Raw genomic sequence first — 14,225 nt, 5'->3', positions numbered from 1 at the left:
ATTGCTCACAGGATCGCTCACTCCAGCTCCTCCAGCTCTTCCTGGCACCGTTCCAGCCAGTCGAGGTCGGCTTGCAGGTGCAGCATCGCGCCCTCGATCAGCAGGTGGGCGATGCGGTTGTCGCGGTCTTCGGCGGCGGCCAGCTTCGACAGGTGCCGCATGGTGTTGAGGTACTGGCGCCGCTGTTTGTTGATGAGGGCGATCTGCTCGGCGAGACCGGTCTGTGGGGCGAGGGCCAGTTTCATGAAGAACTCGTCGCGCACCCGCGGCTCGTCCTCGGGCTCCTCGAACCAGGCGCGCAGCGCCTCCCGCCCGGTGTCGGTCAGGTGGTAGACCTTCTTGTTGGGCCGGCTGGACTGCTCGACGTCCTTGCCCTCGATCAGTCCTTGCTTCTCGAGCCGGCCGAGGGTCACGTAGACCTGGCCGATGTTCGGCTGAGGGTACGCGGAGCCCAGCAGTTGCTCAAGGTCCTGCTTGAGCTCGTAACCGTGGGCGGGGCCACGCGCGAGGAGAGCCAGGAGGGGCAGGCGCACGTGTGCAGTCCTCCTGTCTCGGTAATGTGCTCCAGGCCACAGGGCCTGCCGTCAAACTCCCACCTGCCCGGCGGCGTCTGGCACGCGCGCTCGCCGCGTTGCCGAACCGCCCACGTGGCTCCGCCACGAGGACGCTCCGGCGCCTTGCGATCACACGCACCAGACGCCGCCGGGCCCGCCCTTCGGGCGGACGGCGGGAGTTTGACGCCAGGCCCTAGTATCGCCCATACCTAACAGGTATACATGGCCTCTGACTCGAGCGAAGGCGCTCGGTGCCAGGCGTACAGGGAGGAACCTATGCGGTGGATGCGCGCCGCCGGTAGGGGCCTTCTCGTCCTGGTCGTGGTCATGACCGGCTACGTCACCTCGGGCGTCCGGGCCGACGAGAGCGCGTCCGGCGGCCGGGGCCCGCTCACGCTGGCCACCGCCGGTGACCTCACCGGCTATCTCGGCCCCCTCCTGGAGGGCTGGAACCGCACGCACCCCGGTGAGCGGGTCACCCTCGTCGAACTCCCGGACTCCGCCGACGAGACCCACGCGCAGATGACCACCGATCTGCGCGACGGCGACCGGAGCCGCTTCGACGTCCTCAACATCGACGTCAACTGGACCTCGGAGTTCGCGGCCGCCGGCTGGATCAGGCCGCTGCCCCCCGACCGCTTCCCGCTCGACACCTTCCTGCCGCCGGTCGTGGACACGGCGACCTACGACAACCGGCTGTACGCCGTCCCGTACGTCACCAACGCCGGCCTGCTCCTCTACCGCAAGGACATCCTCGCGAAGGAGGGCGTCCCACCGCCGCGCACCTGGGCCGAGCTGGAGCAGGACGCGAGAACCATCGCGCCGAAGTACGGGCTCGACGGCTACGCGGGCCAGTTCCTGCCGTACGAGGGGCTCACCGTCAACGCGGCCGAGGCCGTCTACTCGGCGGGCGGCACGATCCTCGGCGACGAGGGCGCGCGCGTCACCGTGAACTCGGCCGCCGCCCGCGAGGGCATCGGATTCCTCGCGCGCGGAGTGCGGGAGGGCTGGATCCCGAAGGCGGCGCTGACCTACAAGGAGGAGGAGTCCAAGCGGGCGTTCCAGGACGGCGGACTCCTCTTCCTGCGCAACTGGCCCTACGCGTACGTCGGCGCATCCGCCCAGGGCTCGCCGGTCGCCGGCAAGGTCGGCGCCGTGCCGCTGCCCGGCCCCGACGGGCCCGGGACGAGCGTCCTCGGTGGCTCCAACCTGGCCGTCAACACTCACGCGCGGCACCCGGACTCGGCCGCGCGCCTGATCGCGTACCTCACCAGTGAGCCCGTCCAGCGGCAGGTCCTCACGCGGGGCGCGCTGCCGCCCGTACGCGCGGCCCTGTACGAGGATCCCGAGCTGGTGCGGGCGTTCCCGTACCTGCCGACCCTGCGCGCCAGTGTGCTCGCGGCCGCCCCGCGCCCGAAGAGCCCGCGCTACGACCAGGTCAGCCTGGTGGTGCAGGCGGTCGTGCACGACGCGATGTCCGGGCGCGAGACGCCCGAGAGCGCGGTGCGGCGGCTGGCGCGTGAGCTCGCCGCCATCTCTCACCGATAGCCCTCCTAGTTACTTGTTAGGTAACGCGTAGGTCTCATCTTGCTTTGCTGCGCTGTCTTTTCGTTGACACCCTCGCGACACACCTACCTAACATGTATACATGTTGAGTAAGTACGACTGGTGGCGCGACGCAGTGATCTACCAGGTGTACGTCCGCAGCTTCCTGGACAGCACCGGAGACGGCGTCGGAGATCTCGCCGGGGTCAGGGCCGGACTGCCCTACCTGAGGAAGCTGGGCGTCGACGGGATCTGGCTGAGCCCCTTCTACCCCTCACCGCAGCACGACCACGGCTACGACGTGGCCGACTACTGCGACGTGGACCCGCTCTTCGGCGACCTCGCCGAGTTCGACCTGCTGATGACGGCCGCCCGGCGACTCGGCATCAGGGTGCTGCTCGACATCGTCCCCAACCACTGCTCCAGCGAGCACCCGTGGTTCCGTCAGGCGCTCGACGCGGCTCCCGGCAGCGCGGCCCGCGCCCGCTTCCACTTCGCCGACGGCCGGGGCCCGGACGGCTCGGAGCCACCCAACAACTGGCACGCCATGTTCGGCGGCCCGGCCTGGACCCGGGTCACCGAGGCGGACGGCAGCCCCGGCCAGTGGTACCTGCACATGTTCACGCCCGAGCAGCCCGACTGGAACTGGCGTGACCCCGAGGTGGCCGCGGAGTTCGACCGGACCTTGCGCTTCTGGCTGGACCGGGGCGTCGACGGCTTCCGGATCGATGTCGCCGCCGGCCTCTTCAAGCACCCGGACCTGCCCGACTCCCCGGACCCCGAGGCCGACGCCCGCACCCGCGACTCCGTCAACCCGCTCGCCTGGAACCAGCCCGAGGTGCACGACGTGTGGCGGCACTGGCGCTCGGTGTGCGAGGAGTACACGGCACGTGACGGCCGCGAACGGCTCCTGGTCGGCGAGGTGTCCGTCCCCACCGCCTGCGAACACGCCCTGTACGTCCGCCCGGACGAACTCCACCAGGCGTTCTTCTTCGACCTGCTCAGCGCCCCCTGGGACGCCGACGCCTTCCGCAAGGTCATCTCCGAGGCGATGCAGGACATCGCCGGCACCGGCTCCTCGGTCACCTGGGTCCTCAACAACCACGACCAGGTCCGCACCGTCACCCGCTACGGCGAACCCGCCCCTGGTGGGAGCGGCCTCGGTACCGCCCGCGCCCGCGCCGCCGCGCTGCTGATGCTGGCGCTGCCCGGGGCCGCGTACATCTACCAGGGCGAGGAACTGGGTCTGCCCGAGGTCGTCGACCTGCCCGACGACGTGCTCACCGACCCGATCTTCCGCCGCACCGGAAGCCGCGCCCGGATCCGCGACGGCTGCCGGGTGCCGCTGCCGTGGTCCGGTCAGGCGTCCCCGTTCGGCTTCACCTCCGGCACGGAGGGCGTCAAGCCGTGGCTGCCGCAGCCGGAGTGGTTCGCCGAACACGCCACCGACCGGGCCCTCGCCGACACCCGATCGTTCTGGCACCTGTACCGCGACGGTCTCCAACTGCGCTCCGCACTGCCCCCATTGGGCGAGGGGCCGATGCGCTGGCTGGATGCCCCGCCCGGGGTCCTCGCCTTCGCCCGCGGCGGCGACGGTGACGGCTTCGTCTGCGCCGTCAACTTCGGTACGGCTCCCACGCCCGCGCCGGTCTCCGGCACCGCCCTGCTGTCCAGCGGCCCCTGCCCGGCCGGGGTGCTCCCCGGCTCGACGGCGGCCTGGTGGATCAACGACCGCTGAATCCCCGTCACCTCCCGACCCCTTGAAGGGACATCAACGATGATGCGACGACGTACCACCCTGCTCACCAGCTGCACCGCCCTCGCCCTGGCGCTCGGCGCGACCGCCTGCGGAGGCGGCGGTCCGGTCGCCGCAGGCGGTGGCGACAAGGCGCTCGGCGGCCAGACGGTCACCGTGGCCGGCGTCTGGTCCGGCAGCGAGCAGAAGAACTTCCAGAAGGTGCTGGACGCGTTCAGCGAGAAGACCGGCGCCAAGACCCAGTTCGTGTCCACCGGGGACAACGTCTCCACCGTGGTCGGCAGCAAGATCGAGGGCGGCAACGCCCCCGACGTGGTGATGGTCCCGCAGGTCGGCGTGCTGAAGCAGTTCGCGCAGAAGGGCTGGCTCAAGCCGCTGTCGACCAAGACTCAGCAAGCCGTGGACGCCAACTACGCGCCCGTCTGGAAGGACTACGGCAGCGTCGACGGCACCCTGTACGGCCTGTACTTCAAGGCCGCCCACAAGTCGACCGTCTGGTACAGCCCCGACGCCCTCACCCAGGCCGGGGTCGAGCCGCCGAAGTCGTACGACGAGATGCTGAAGGCCGGGCACACCGTGTCCGACTCCGGGCTCGCCGCCTTCTCCGTCGCCGGGCAGGACGGCTGGACCCTCACCGACTGGTTCGAGAACGTCTACCTCTCCCAGGCCGGACCGGAGAAGTACGACGCTCTCGCCGCCCACAAGCTGAAGTGGACCGACGCGAGCGTGGTCGACGCGCTCACCACGCTCGGCAAGCTCTTCAAGGACAAGCAGCTGATCGCCGGCGGCCAGAAGGGCGCCCTGAACACCGACTTCCCGGGCTCGGTGGAGAAGGTGTTCGGCCCGAAGCCCCAGGCCGGCATGGTGTACGAGGGCGACTTCGTGGCCGGGGTCGCCAAGGACCAGTTCGCCAAGAAGATCGGCGAGGACGCGAACTTCTTCCCCTTCCCGGCCGTCGGCACCGGCAAGGCACCGGTGGTCAGCGGCGGTGACGCGGCCGCCGTCCTGAAGGACGGCAAGAACCAGAAGGCCGCCCAGGCGCTCCTGGAGTACCTGGCGACCCCGGAGGCCGCGGCCGTGTGGGCGGAGGCGGGCGGCTTCCTGTCCCCGAACAAGAAGCTCGACCTCGCCTCGTACGGCGACGACGTCACCCGCGCCACCGCCAAGTCCCTCGTGCAGGCCGGGGACTCGGTCCGCTTCGACATGTCCGACCAGGCCCCGGCGGCCTTCGGCGGCACCAAGGGCGCGGGCGAGTGGAAGCTGCTCCAGGACTTCCTGCGCGACCCGTCCGACCCGAAGGGCACCGCGGCGAAGCTGGAGGCCGCGGCGGCCAAGGCGTACCAGGGCTGACCATGACCTCGACCCTGGTGAAAGAGACGAGCCCCCCGGCCGCCGCCGGCCCCGCGCCCGCCCGGCGCGCCCGGCGGCGGGGCCGGACCGTGGCCCTGCTGTTCGTGTTTCCCGCGCTGCTCCTGCTGGGCGCGCTCGTCGTCTACCCCGTGCTGTTCTCCGTCGGCCGCAGCTTCTTCGACGCCTCCGGCACCCGCTTCGTGGGCGGCGAGAACTACACCGAGATGTTCCGCGACCCGGCGACGATCAAGGCCGTCCGCAACACCGCGATCTGGGTGGTCGTGGCGCCCGCCCTGCTGACCGGCCTCGGCCTGATCCTCGCCGTGCTGGTGGAGAAGGTCCGCTGGGCCACGGCCTTCAAGCTGCTGCTGTTCATGCCGATGGCGGTGTCCTTCCTCGCCGCGGGCATCATCTTCCGGCTCGCCTACGACGAGGACCCCGACAAGGGCGTCCTGAACGCGGCCGTGGTCTCCGTGCACGACGCCTTCCAGGGCACGTCGTCCTACCCGACCGCCCGGGCACGTGACGGCCACGGCCTGACCAAGGAGACGGACGGCTCGTACCGGACGAACACACGGGTGGCGCCGGGCGAGGCGGTGGCGCTCGGCCTGGTCGGGGTGCTGCCCCAGGACCTGCCGGGCGACGCCCGGCCCGCGTACGGGGCCGCCGGGCGCAAGGCGGCGCCGGACGAACTCCGCGGGGTCGTCTACCTCGACTTCACACCGGGCGGGGGAGGGGAGCAGGGCAAGGTCGACCAGCGGGAGAGCGGGCTGCCGGAGATGACGGTCGAGGCGGTGCGCGACGGGAAGACGGTCGCCACGACGACCACCGCCTCCGACGGCACCTTCCGCTTCGAGGGGCTCGCCGACGGCTCGTACGCGGTGCGGCTCCCCGCCTCGAACTTCGCCCCGCCGTACGAGGGGATCTCCTGGCTCGGGCCCGCGCTCGTCACGCCGGCGATCATCGGGGCGTACCTGTGGATCTGGACCGGTTTCTCGATGGTGCTGATCGGGGCGGGCCTCGCGGCGCTGCCGCGGGACGCGCTGGAGGCGGCGCGGATGGACGGCGCCAACGAGTGGCAGATCTTCCGGCGGATCACGGTGCCGCTGCTCGCGCCGGTGCTGACCGTCGTGTTCGTGACCCTGGTGATCAACGTGATGAAGGTCTTCGACCTCGTCTACATCATCGCGCCCGGGCCCGTGCAGGAGGAGGCGACCGTGCTCGCCACGCAGATGTGGCTGGTGTCCTTCGGCGGCGGCAACAACCAGGGCCTCGGCAGCGCGCTGGGTGTGCTGCTCCTGCTGCTGGTGATCCCCGCCATGGTCTTCAACGTCCGTCGTTTCCGCAGGAGCCAGCGATGAAGGAGTCAGCGATGAACGGCGTCAGGCGCGGGCTGGGCAACGGGCTCGTCCAGGCCTTCCTCGTGGTGGTCGGGCTGGTGTGGATGACCCCGCTGGCCGGGCTGTTCCTGTCCTCCCTGCGGTCCGCCGAGGACACCGCCAAGGGCGGCTGGTGGACGGTGTTCACCGGCCCGGGGCAGTTGTCCTTCGACAACTACACGGCCCTGCTGAAGAACGCGGGCATCACCCAGGCGTTCTGGAACACGGTGCTGATCTCCGTACCGACGACGGTGCTCGTGGTCGTCGTCGCGGCACTCGCCGGGTACGCCTTCGCGTGGCTCGACTTCCCCGGCCGCGAGACGATCTTCCTCGTCGTGGTGGCGCTGCTGGTGGTGCCCGTACAGATCGGGCTGCTCCCGGTCGCCAAACTCTTCGGACAGCTCGGCCTGTTCGGCACGATCCCCGGTGTGGTGCTCTTCCACGTGGCCTACGGGCTGCCGTTCGCGGTGTTCCTGCTGCGCAACTACTTCGCCGAGATGCCGAAGGAGATGCTGGAGGCGGCCCGCATGGACGGCGGCAGCGAGTGGCGCATCTTCACGCGGCTCGTCCTGCCGGTCGGACGCCCCGCGATCGCCAGCCTGGCCATCTTCCAGTTCCTGTGGGTCTGGAACGACATGCTGGTGGCCCTCCTCTTCGCCGACAGCTCCTCACAGCCGCTGACCGTGGAACTGCAGTCCCAGATCAGGCAGTTCGGCAGCAACATCGACGTACTGGCGCCGGGGGCGTTCCTGTCGCTGATCGTGCCGGTGGCGGTGTTCTTCGCCTTCCAGCGGCACTTCGTGCAGGGCGTGATGGCCGGGTCGGTGAAGTGAGACGGACGTGAGACGGGGCCCGGGGCTTCAATTGGCCCCGGGCCCCGCACCGTCACGCCGACGCCGGTGGGTACAGCGCCCTCGGCAGCTGTGACGCCGCCGCCGTGTCCAGGAGCCACAGGGTGCGGGCGCGGCCGCGGGCGCCCGCGGCCGGGGCCTGGATCTCGCCCGCGCCGGAGAGGGCGATCGCCGCGGCCTGGGCCTTGTCCTCGCCGGCGGCCAGCAGCCACACCTCACGGGCCGCCCGGATGGCCGGGAGGGTGAGGGTGACGCGGGTCGGCGGCGGCTTGGGGGCGCCGTGGACGCCGACCACCGTGCGCTCGGTCTCCCGCACGGCGGGCAGCTCGGGGAAGAGCGACGCCACGTGCGTGTCCGGGCCGACGCCCAGCATCAGGACGTCGAAGGTGGGCACGGCGCCGTGGTTCTCGGGGTCGGCCGCCCGGGCCAGCTCCTCGGCGTAGGCGGCCGCCGCCGCGTCCACGTCGGTGCCGTACGGGCCGTCCGACGCGGGCATGGCGTGCACGCGCTTCGGGTCCAGCGGCACCGCGTCCAGCAGCGCCTCGCGGGCCTGGGTGACATTGCGCTCGGGGTCACCCTCGGGCAGGAAGCGCTCGTCGCCCCACCAGAGGTCCAGGCGGGACCAGTCGACGGCGTCCCGGGCGGGCGCCGCGGCCAGCGCGGCCAGCAGGCCGTTGCCGTTGCGGCCGCCGGTCAGCACCACGGACGCCTGGCCCCGGGAGGCCTGGGCGTCCACGATCCTGGTGATCAGCCGGGCCGCCGCGGCCTGCGCCATCAGCTCCTTGTCGTGGTGCACGACCAGCTGCGGGGCGCTCACTGCGGATCCGCCTTCTTGACCGGGGGCATCTGCGCCGGAGAGGGCCGCTCGGCGTCGCCCTGGCCCGAGCCGGCGGCGGCCGGTTTGGCCGCGGCCGCCGGTTCCGGCACCGAGCGGACCGGGAGGGACGGCACGGGCTGAGAGGCCGCCGCGGCTGCCTCGGCCGCCCGCTCCGCCGCCGACTGGATGCCGCCCAGCCGGTCCACGCCGAACCGCAGGGCGGACGCGTACGTGTCGTCGGGGTCGAGCCTGCGCAGCTCCTCCGCGAGCAACTCGGACGTCTCGCGGCGCTTGAGCGCCACCGCGCGGTCCGGCTGACCCGGCAGCGCCAGCGTGGCCATCGCCCCGTCCGACCGGTGCAGGGTGATGGGACCGCCGGTCGTCTCCATCCGGACCTGGGTCAGGCCGGGACCCGCGGAGATCGCGCGCCGCACGTGCACATGGAGCCGGTCCGCGAGCCACATCGCGAGCAGCTCGACGCTCGGGTTGGACTCCTCGCCCGCCACTTCGGCGGAGACGATCTCGCAGCTGACCTGGTCGAGGGCGGCGGCCAGCATCGAACGCCACGGCGTGATGCGGGCCCACGCCAGGTCGGTGTCGCCCGGCTCGTAGCTCTCGACGCGGGCCCGCAGTTCCTCGACGGGCTTCTCCGCGGCGTAGCTGTCGGTGACCCGGCGCTGGCCCAGGGCGCCCAGCGGGTCGCCCGCCGGGTCGCGCGGGGCGTCCACCGACCACCAGACCACCACCGGCGCGTCCGGCAGCAGCAGCGGCAGGACGACCGACTGGGCGTGGTCGGCGACCTCGCCGTACAGCCGCAGGATGACCGTCTCGCCGGTGCCCGCGTCCGCGCCCAACCGCACCTCGGCGTCGAGGCGGGACTGGGTGCGGCCCCTCGGTGAGCGCGAGACGCGCTTGATGACCACCAGCGTGCGCGAGGGGTGCTCGTGGGACGCGTCGTCCGCGGCCTTCAGAGCGTCGTAGGCGTTCTCCTCGTCCGTCACGACGACGAGGGTCAGCACCATGCCGACGGCGGGCGTGCCAATGGCGCGCCGCCCCTGGACCAACGCCTTGTTGATCTTGCTGGCGGTGGTGTCCGTGAGGTCTATCTTCATGGCCGGCGCCAGCTCCGTCCGTCTCGCTCGAGCATCTCGTCGGCCTCGACGGGCCCCCACGTACCGGCCGGGTACTGCGCGGGCCTGCCGTTCTTGTCCCAGTACTCCTCGATCGGGTCGAGGATCTTCCAGGACAGCTCGACCTCCTCGGTGCGCGGGAAGAGGTTCGAGTCGCCCAGCAGCACGTCGAGGATCAGGCGTTCGTACGCCTCGGGGCTGGACTCGGTGAAGGACTCGCCGTAGGCGAAGTCCATCGACACGTCCCGGATCTCCATGGAGGTGCCCGGCACCTTGGAGCCGAAGCGGACCGTGACGCCCTCGTCGGGCTGGACGCGGATCACGATGGCGTTCTTGCCGAGCTCCTCCGTCGCCGTGTGGTCGAAGGGGGAGTGCGGGGCCCGCTGGAAGACCACCGCGATCTCGGTGACCCGGCGGCCGAGACGCTTGCCGGTGCGCAGGTAGAAGGGGACGCCCGCCCAGCGGCGGTTGTCGACCTCCAGCTTGATCGCGGCGTACGTGTCGGTCTTGGACTGCTGGTTGATGCCGTCTTCCTGGAGGTAGCCGACGGCCTTCTCGCCGCCCTGCCAGCCCTCCGCGTACTGGGCGCGCACGGTGTCGCGGCCCAGGTCCTTCGGCAGCCGGACCGCGCCGAGCACCTTGGTCTTCTCCGCGGCGAGCGCGTCGGCGTCGAAGGAGGCCGGCTCCTCCATGGCCGTCAGGGCCATCAGCTGGAGCAGGTGGTTCTGGATGACGTCACGGGCGGCGCCGATGCCGTCGTAGTAGCCCGCCCGCCCGCCGATGCCGATGTCCTCGGCCATGGTGATCTGCACATGGTCGACGAAGGACCGGTTCCAGATCGGCTCGAACATCGTGTTGGCGAAGCGGAGCGCCAGGATGTTCTGGACGGTCTCCTTGCCCAGGTAGTGGTCGATACGGAAGACCTGGTCCGGGGCGAAGACCTCGTGCACGATCGCGTTGAGTTCCTCGGCCGAGGCGAGGTTGTGCCCGAACGGCTTCTCGATGACCGCGCGCCGCCAGGAGCCGCCCGTCTGGTCGGCGAGATCGTGCTTCTTCAGCTGCTGGATGACGACCGGGAAGGCGGACGGCGGGACCGACAGGTAGAAGGCGAAGTTGCCGCCCGTGCCCTGCGCCTTGTCCAGCTCCTCGATCGTCGAGCGGAGCCGCTCGAACGCGTCGTCGTCGTCGAAGGTGCCCTGCACGAAGCGCATGCCCTGGATGAGCTGCTGCCAGACCTCCTCGCGGAAGGGCGTGCGGGCGTGCGCCTTGACGGCGTCGTGCACCTCCTGGGCGAAGTCCTCGTGCGCCCACTCACGGCGGGCGAAGCCGACCAGCGAGAAGCCCGGCGGCAGCAGTCCCCGGTTGGCGAGGTCGTACACCGCGGGCATCAGCTTTTTACGTGACAAATCGCCCGTGACGCCGAAGATGACCAGGCCCGACGGCCCCGCGATACGCGGGAGCCGTCGGTCTGCGGGGTCACGCAGCGGGTTGCTGCTTGACAAGATTTCAGCCCTCCGAGGGGGCGAGGCGCTGGAGAACGGCCTCGGTCGACTTGAGCAGGTCGTTCCAGGACGCCTCGAACTTCTCGACGCCCTCGTCCTCCAGGACCTGGACCACGTCGTCGTACGAGATCCCGAGCTTCTCGAGCGCGTCGAGGTCGGCGCGGGCCTGTTCGTAGGTGCCGGCGACGGTGTTGCCGGTGATGTCACCGTGGTCCTCGGTGGCCAGCAGGGTGGCCTCCGGCATGGTGTTGACGGTGTTGGGGGCGACCAGGTCGTCGACGTACATGGTGTCCTTGTACGCCGGGTCCTTGACACCGGTCGACGCCCACAGCGGGCGCTGCTTCTTGGCGCCTGCCTTCTCCAGTGCCTGCCAGCGGTCCGAGGAGAAGACTTCCTCGTAGGCCTGGTAGGCGAGGCGGGCGTTGGCGACGGCGGCCTTGCCGCGGGCGGCCTTGGCCTCGTCGGTGCCGAGGTCGTCGAGGCGCTTGTCGATCTCGGTGTCCACGCGGGAGACGAAGAACGACGCCACCGAGCGGATCAGGGAGAGGTCCAGGCCCTTCTCGTGGGCCTTCTCCAGGCCGCTGAGGTAGGCGTCCATGACCTCGCGGTAGCGCTCCAGCGAGAAGATCAGGGTGACGTTGACGCTGATGCCGTTGCCGATGACCTCGGTGATCGCCGGCAGGCCGGCCCGGGTGGCGGGGATCTTGATGAGGGTGTTGGGGCGGTCGACGAGCCAGGCGAGCTGCCTGGCCTCGGCGACGGTGGCGCGGGTGTTGTGGGCCAGGCGGGGGTCGACCTCGATGGAGACCCGGCCGTCCTGGCCGTCGGTGGTGTCGAAGACCGGGCGCAGGATGTCGGCGGCGTCACGGACGTCCGCCGTGGTGATCATGCGGACGGCCTCTTCCACGGTCACCTTGCGGGCGGCGAGGTCGGTGAGCTGCTGCTCGTAGCCGTCGCCGCTGCTGATGGCCTTCTGGAAGATCGTCGGGTTGGTGGTGACGCCCACGACGTGCTGCTGGTCGATCAGCTCGGCGAGGTTGCCGGACGTGATCCGCTTGCGCGACAGGTCGTCCAGCCAGATCGCGACGCCTTCATCGGAGAGGCGCTTGAGTGCGTCTGTCATGGAAAATGCATCTCCTACGTGTCGTATATGAGCGTCAGCGCTGGGCGGCGGCGATGGATTCCCGGGCCTTGGCGGCCACATTCTCGGCAGTGAAGCCGAATTCACGGAAGAGCACCTTGCCGTCGGCCGAAGCACCGAAGTGCTCCAGGGAAACGATGCGACCGGCGTCCCCCACGTACTTGTGCCAGGTCAGTCCGACCCCGGCCTCGACCGCGACACGGGCCTTCACCGAAGGCGGCAGGACGCTGTCCCGGTACCCCTGGTCCTGCTCCTCGAACCACTCCACCGACGGCATCGACACCACGCGCGTGGGCACACCGTCCGCCTGGAGCTGCTCACGCGCCTCGACGGCCACGTGCACCTCGGAACCGGTCGCGATGAGAACGACCTGCGCCTCGCCGCCCTCGGCCTCCAGCAGCACGTAACCGCCCTTGGCGGCATCGTCGTTGGGCTCGTAGGTCGGTACGCCCTGACGGGTCAGCACCAGACCGTGCGGGGCGCCCTTGCCGAACTCCTTGGTGTAGCGCGTGAGAATCTCGCGCCAGGCGATCGCGGTCTCGTTGGCGTCCGCCGGACGCACCACGTTCAGACCCGGGATCGCGCGCAGCGAGGCGATGTGCTCGACGGGCTGGTGGGTGGGGCCGTCCTCACCCAGACCGATGGAGTCGTGCGTCCACACGTACGTCACCGGCAGGTGCATCAGGGCCGACAGCCGCACCGCGTTGCGCATGTAGTCGGAGAACACCAGGAACGTGCCGCCGTAGACACGGGTGTTGCCGTGCAGCGCGATGCCGTTCATCTCCGCGGCCATGGAGTGCTCACGGATACCGAAGTGAAGGGTGCGCCCGTAAGGGTTCGCCTCCGGCAGCGGGTTGTCCGCCGGCAGGAACGACGACGTCTTGTCGATCGTGGTGTTGTTCGAGCCGGCCAGGTCGGCGGAGCCGCCCCACAGTTCCGGGATCACCTCGCCGAGCGCCTGGAGCACCTTGCCGGACGCGGCACGCGTGGCCAGGCCCTTGCCGGGCTCGAAGACCGGGAGCTTCTCCTCCCAGCCCGCGGGCAGTTCACCCGCGGCGACACGGTCGAAGTCGGCGGCGCGCTCGGGGTTGTTCTGGCGCCACAGCTGGAAGGACTTCTCCCACTCCGCCTTGGCGTCCGCGCCCCGCTGAAGTGCCCCGCGGGTGTGGGCGATGACCTCGTCGGCGACCTCGAAGGACTGCTCCGGGTCGAAGCCGAGAACGCGCTTGGTGGCCGCGACCTCGTCGTCACCCAGCGCCGAGCCGTGCGCGGCCTCGGTGTTCTGGGCGTTGGGGGCGGGCCAGGCGATGATCGAGCGCATCGCGATGAAGGACGGCCGGTCGGTGACCTTCTTCGCCTCCTCGATCGCGTTGTAGATGGCGTGCGGGTCGAGGTCGCCGTCCGGCTTGGGCGCCACGCGCTGCACGTGCCAGCCGTAGGCCTCGTAGCGCTTGACGGTGTCCTCGGAGACGGCCGTCTCGGTGTCACCCTCGATGGAGATGTGGTTGTCGTCCCACAACAGGACCAGGTTGCCCAGCTTCTGGTGACCCGCCAGCGAGGACGCCTCCGCGGAGATGCCCTCCTGCAGACAGCCGTCACCGGCGATGCAGTACACGAAGTGGTCGAAGGGCGACTCGCCGGCCGGGGCCTCCGGGTCGAACAGGCCGCGCTCGTAACGGGCGGCCATCGCCATGCCGACGGCGTTGGCGACACCCTGGCCCAGCGGGCCGGTCGTCGTCTCCACGCCCACCGTGTGCCCGTACTCCGGGTGACCGGGGGTCTTCGAACCCCACGTGCGGAAGGCCTTCAGATCGTCCAGCTGAAGGCCGAAGCCGGCCAGGTACAGCTGGGTGTAGAGGGTCAGGGACGAGTGGCCCGCGGACAGCACGAAACGGTCGCGTCCGACCCAGTCGGCGTCCGCCGGGTCGTGCCGCATCACCTTCTGGAAGAGGGTGTAGGCGGCAGGCGCCAGGCTCATCGCCGTACCCGGATGGCCGTTACCTACCTTCTGTACGGCGTCGGCGGCCAGGACGCGGGCGGTGTCCACGGCCCGCTGGTCCAGCTCGGTCCACTCGAGGTCTGTGGTGGTCGGCTTGGTGCTCACCCTGGGTCAGGGCTCCTCTCCACATGTCGGGTACCGGTCTTCTGGGCGCGCGCCCACCGGCTGCCGGTGCACTGGATGCCCACCGGCCGCTGTCGA

11 protein-coding genes are annotated in these 14,225 nt (G+C 70.6%); 5 read left to right on the top strand and 6 right to left on the bottom strand.

Annotated elements, in window-relative coordinates; translation table 11 throughout:
• Positions 1–17: 17 nt before the first annotated feature.
• A complete protein-coding gene (locus tag ACGFNV_RS20680; RefSeq protein WP_393624372.1) occupies positions 18–533 on the bottom strand; it encodes a PadR family transcriptional regulator in 516 nt (171 codons plus the stop codon).
• Positions 534–830: 297 nt separating this feature from the next.
• Here ACGFNV_RS20680 and ACGFNV_RS20675 point away from each other — a divergent pair, with 297 nt between their 5' ends.
• The 5 genes from ACGFNV_RS20675 (at position 831) to ACGFNV_RS20655 (ending at position 7,417) form a co-directional block, all read left to right on the top strand.
• On the top strand, positions 831–2,102 hold the full coding sequence (locus tag ACGFNV_RS20675) for an ABC transporter substrate-binding protein (protein ID WP_393624371.1): 1,272 nt from the start codon (positions 831–833) through the stop codon (positions 2,100–2,102).
• 100 nt (positions 2,103–2,202) lie between these two features.
• On the top strand, positions 2,203–3,837 hold the full coding sequence (locus tag ACGFNV_RS20670) for a glycoside hydrolase family 13 protein (protein WP_393624369.1): 1,635 nt from the start codon (positions 2,203–2,205) through the stop codon (positions 3,835–3,837).
• 39 nt (positions 3,838–3,876) lie between these two features.
• Positions 3,877–5,205: an ABC transporter substrate-binding protein gene (locus ACGFNV_RS20665; RefSeq protein ID WP_393624367.1), complete on the top strand. Its 1,329-nt coding sequence runs from the start codon at positions 3,877–3,879 to the stop codon at positions 5,203–5,205.
• A 2-nt stretch (positions 5,206–5,207) separates the two neighbouring features.
• The gene (locus ACGFNV_RS20660; RefSeq protein ID WP_393624365.1) at positions 5,208–6,566 is read left to right on the top strand and encodes an ABC transporter permease subunit; all 1,359 of its coding nucleotides are present in this window, start codon (positions 5,208–5,210) and stop codon (positions 6,564–6,566) included.
• Positions 6,567–6,577: 11 nt separating this feature from the next.
• The gene (locus ACGFNV_RS20655; RefSeq protein ID WP_393624364.1) at positions 6,578–7,417 is read left to right on the top strand and encodes a carbohydrate ABC transporter permease; all 840 of its coding nucleotides are present in this window, start codon (positions 6,578–6,580) and stop codon (positions 7,415–7,417) included.
• Between the two features lie 52 nt (positions 7,418–7,469).
• Here the strand turns inward: ACGFNV_RS20655 and pgl are convergent, their stop codons facing one another.
• Genes pgl through tkt form a run of 5 tightly spaced genes read right to left on the bottom strand, consistent with a single transcriptional unit; the run spans position 7,470 to position 14,129 of the window.
• Complete coding sequence (gene pgl, locus ACGFNV_RS20650) at positions 7,470–8,252, bottom strand: 6-phosphogluconolactonase (protein ID WP_393624363.1); 783 nt, start codon at positions 8,250–8,252, stop codon at positions 7,470–7,472.
• Positions 8,249–9,364 carry a glucose-6-phosphate dehydrogenase assembly protein OpcA gene (gene opcA, locus ACGFNV_RS20645; protein ID WP_393624361.1) on the bottom strand — a complete coding sequence of 372 codons (1,116 nt, stop codon included), beginning with the start codon at positions 9,362–9,364 and terminating at the stop codon, positions 8,249–8,251. Before opcA ends, pgl begins: the two co-directional genes overlap by 4 nt.
• Positions 9,361–10,887: a glucose-6-phosphate dehydrogenase gene (gene zwf, locus ACGFNV_RS20640; RefSeq protein WP_393624723.1), complete on the bottom strand. Its 1,527-nt coding sequence runs from the start codon at positions 10,885–10,887 to the stop codon at positions 9,361–9,363. Before zwf ends, opcA begins: the two co-directional genes overlap by 4 nt.
• 1 nt (position 10,888) lies before the next feature.
• Positions 10,889–12,007 carry a transaldolase gene (tal, locus tag ACGFNV_RS20635; protein WP_393624359.1) on the bottom strand — a complete coding sequence of 373 codons (1,119 nt, stop codon included), beginning with the start codon at positions 12,005–12,007 and terminating at the stop codon, positions 10,889–10,891.
• Between the two features lie 34 nt (positions 12,008–12,041).
• Positions 12,042–14,129 (bottom strand): transketolase, encoded by a 2,088-nt coding sequence (tkt, locus tag ACGFNV_RS20630; protein ID WP_393624358.1) that lies wholly within the window; start codon positions 14,127–14,129, stop codon positions 12,042–12,044.
• Positions 14,130–14,225 lie beyond the last annotated feature (96 nt).

It is taken from the genome of Streptomyces sp. NPDC048751 (assembly GCF_043198595.1).
In the GTDB taxonomy this organism is placed as follows: Bacteria; Actinomycetota; Actinomycetes; order Streptomycetales; family Streptomycetaceae; genus Streptomyces.
The sequence above is the reverse complement of the archived record's forward strand: the minus strand, read 5'-3'. Positions and strand labels throughout refer to the sequence as shown.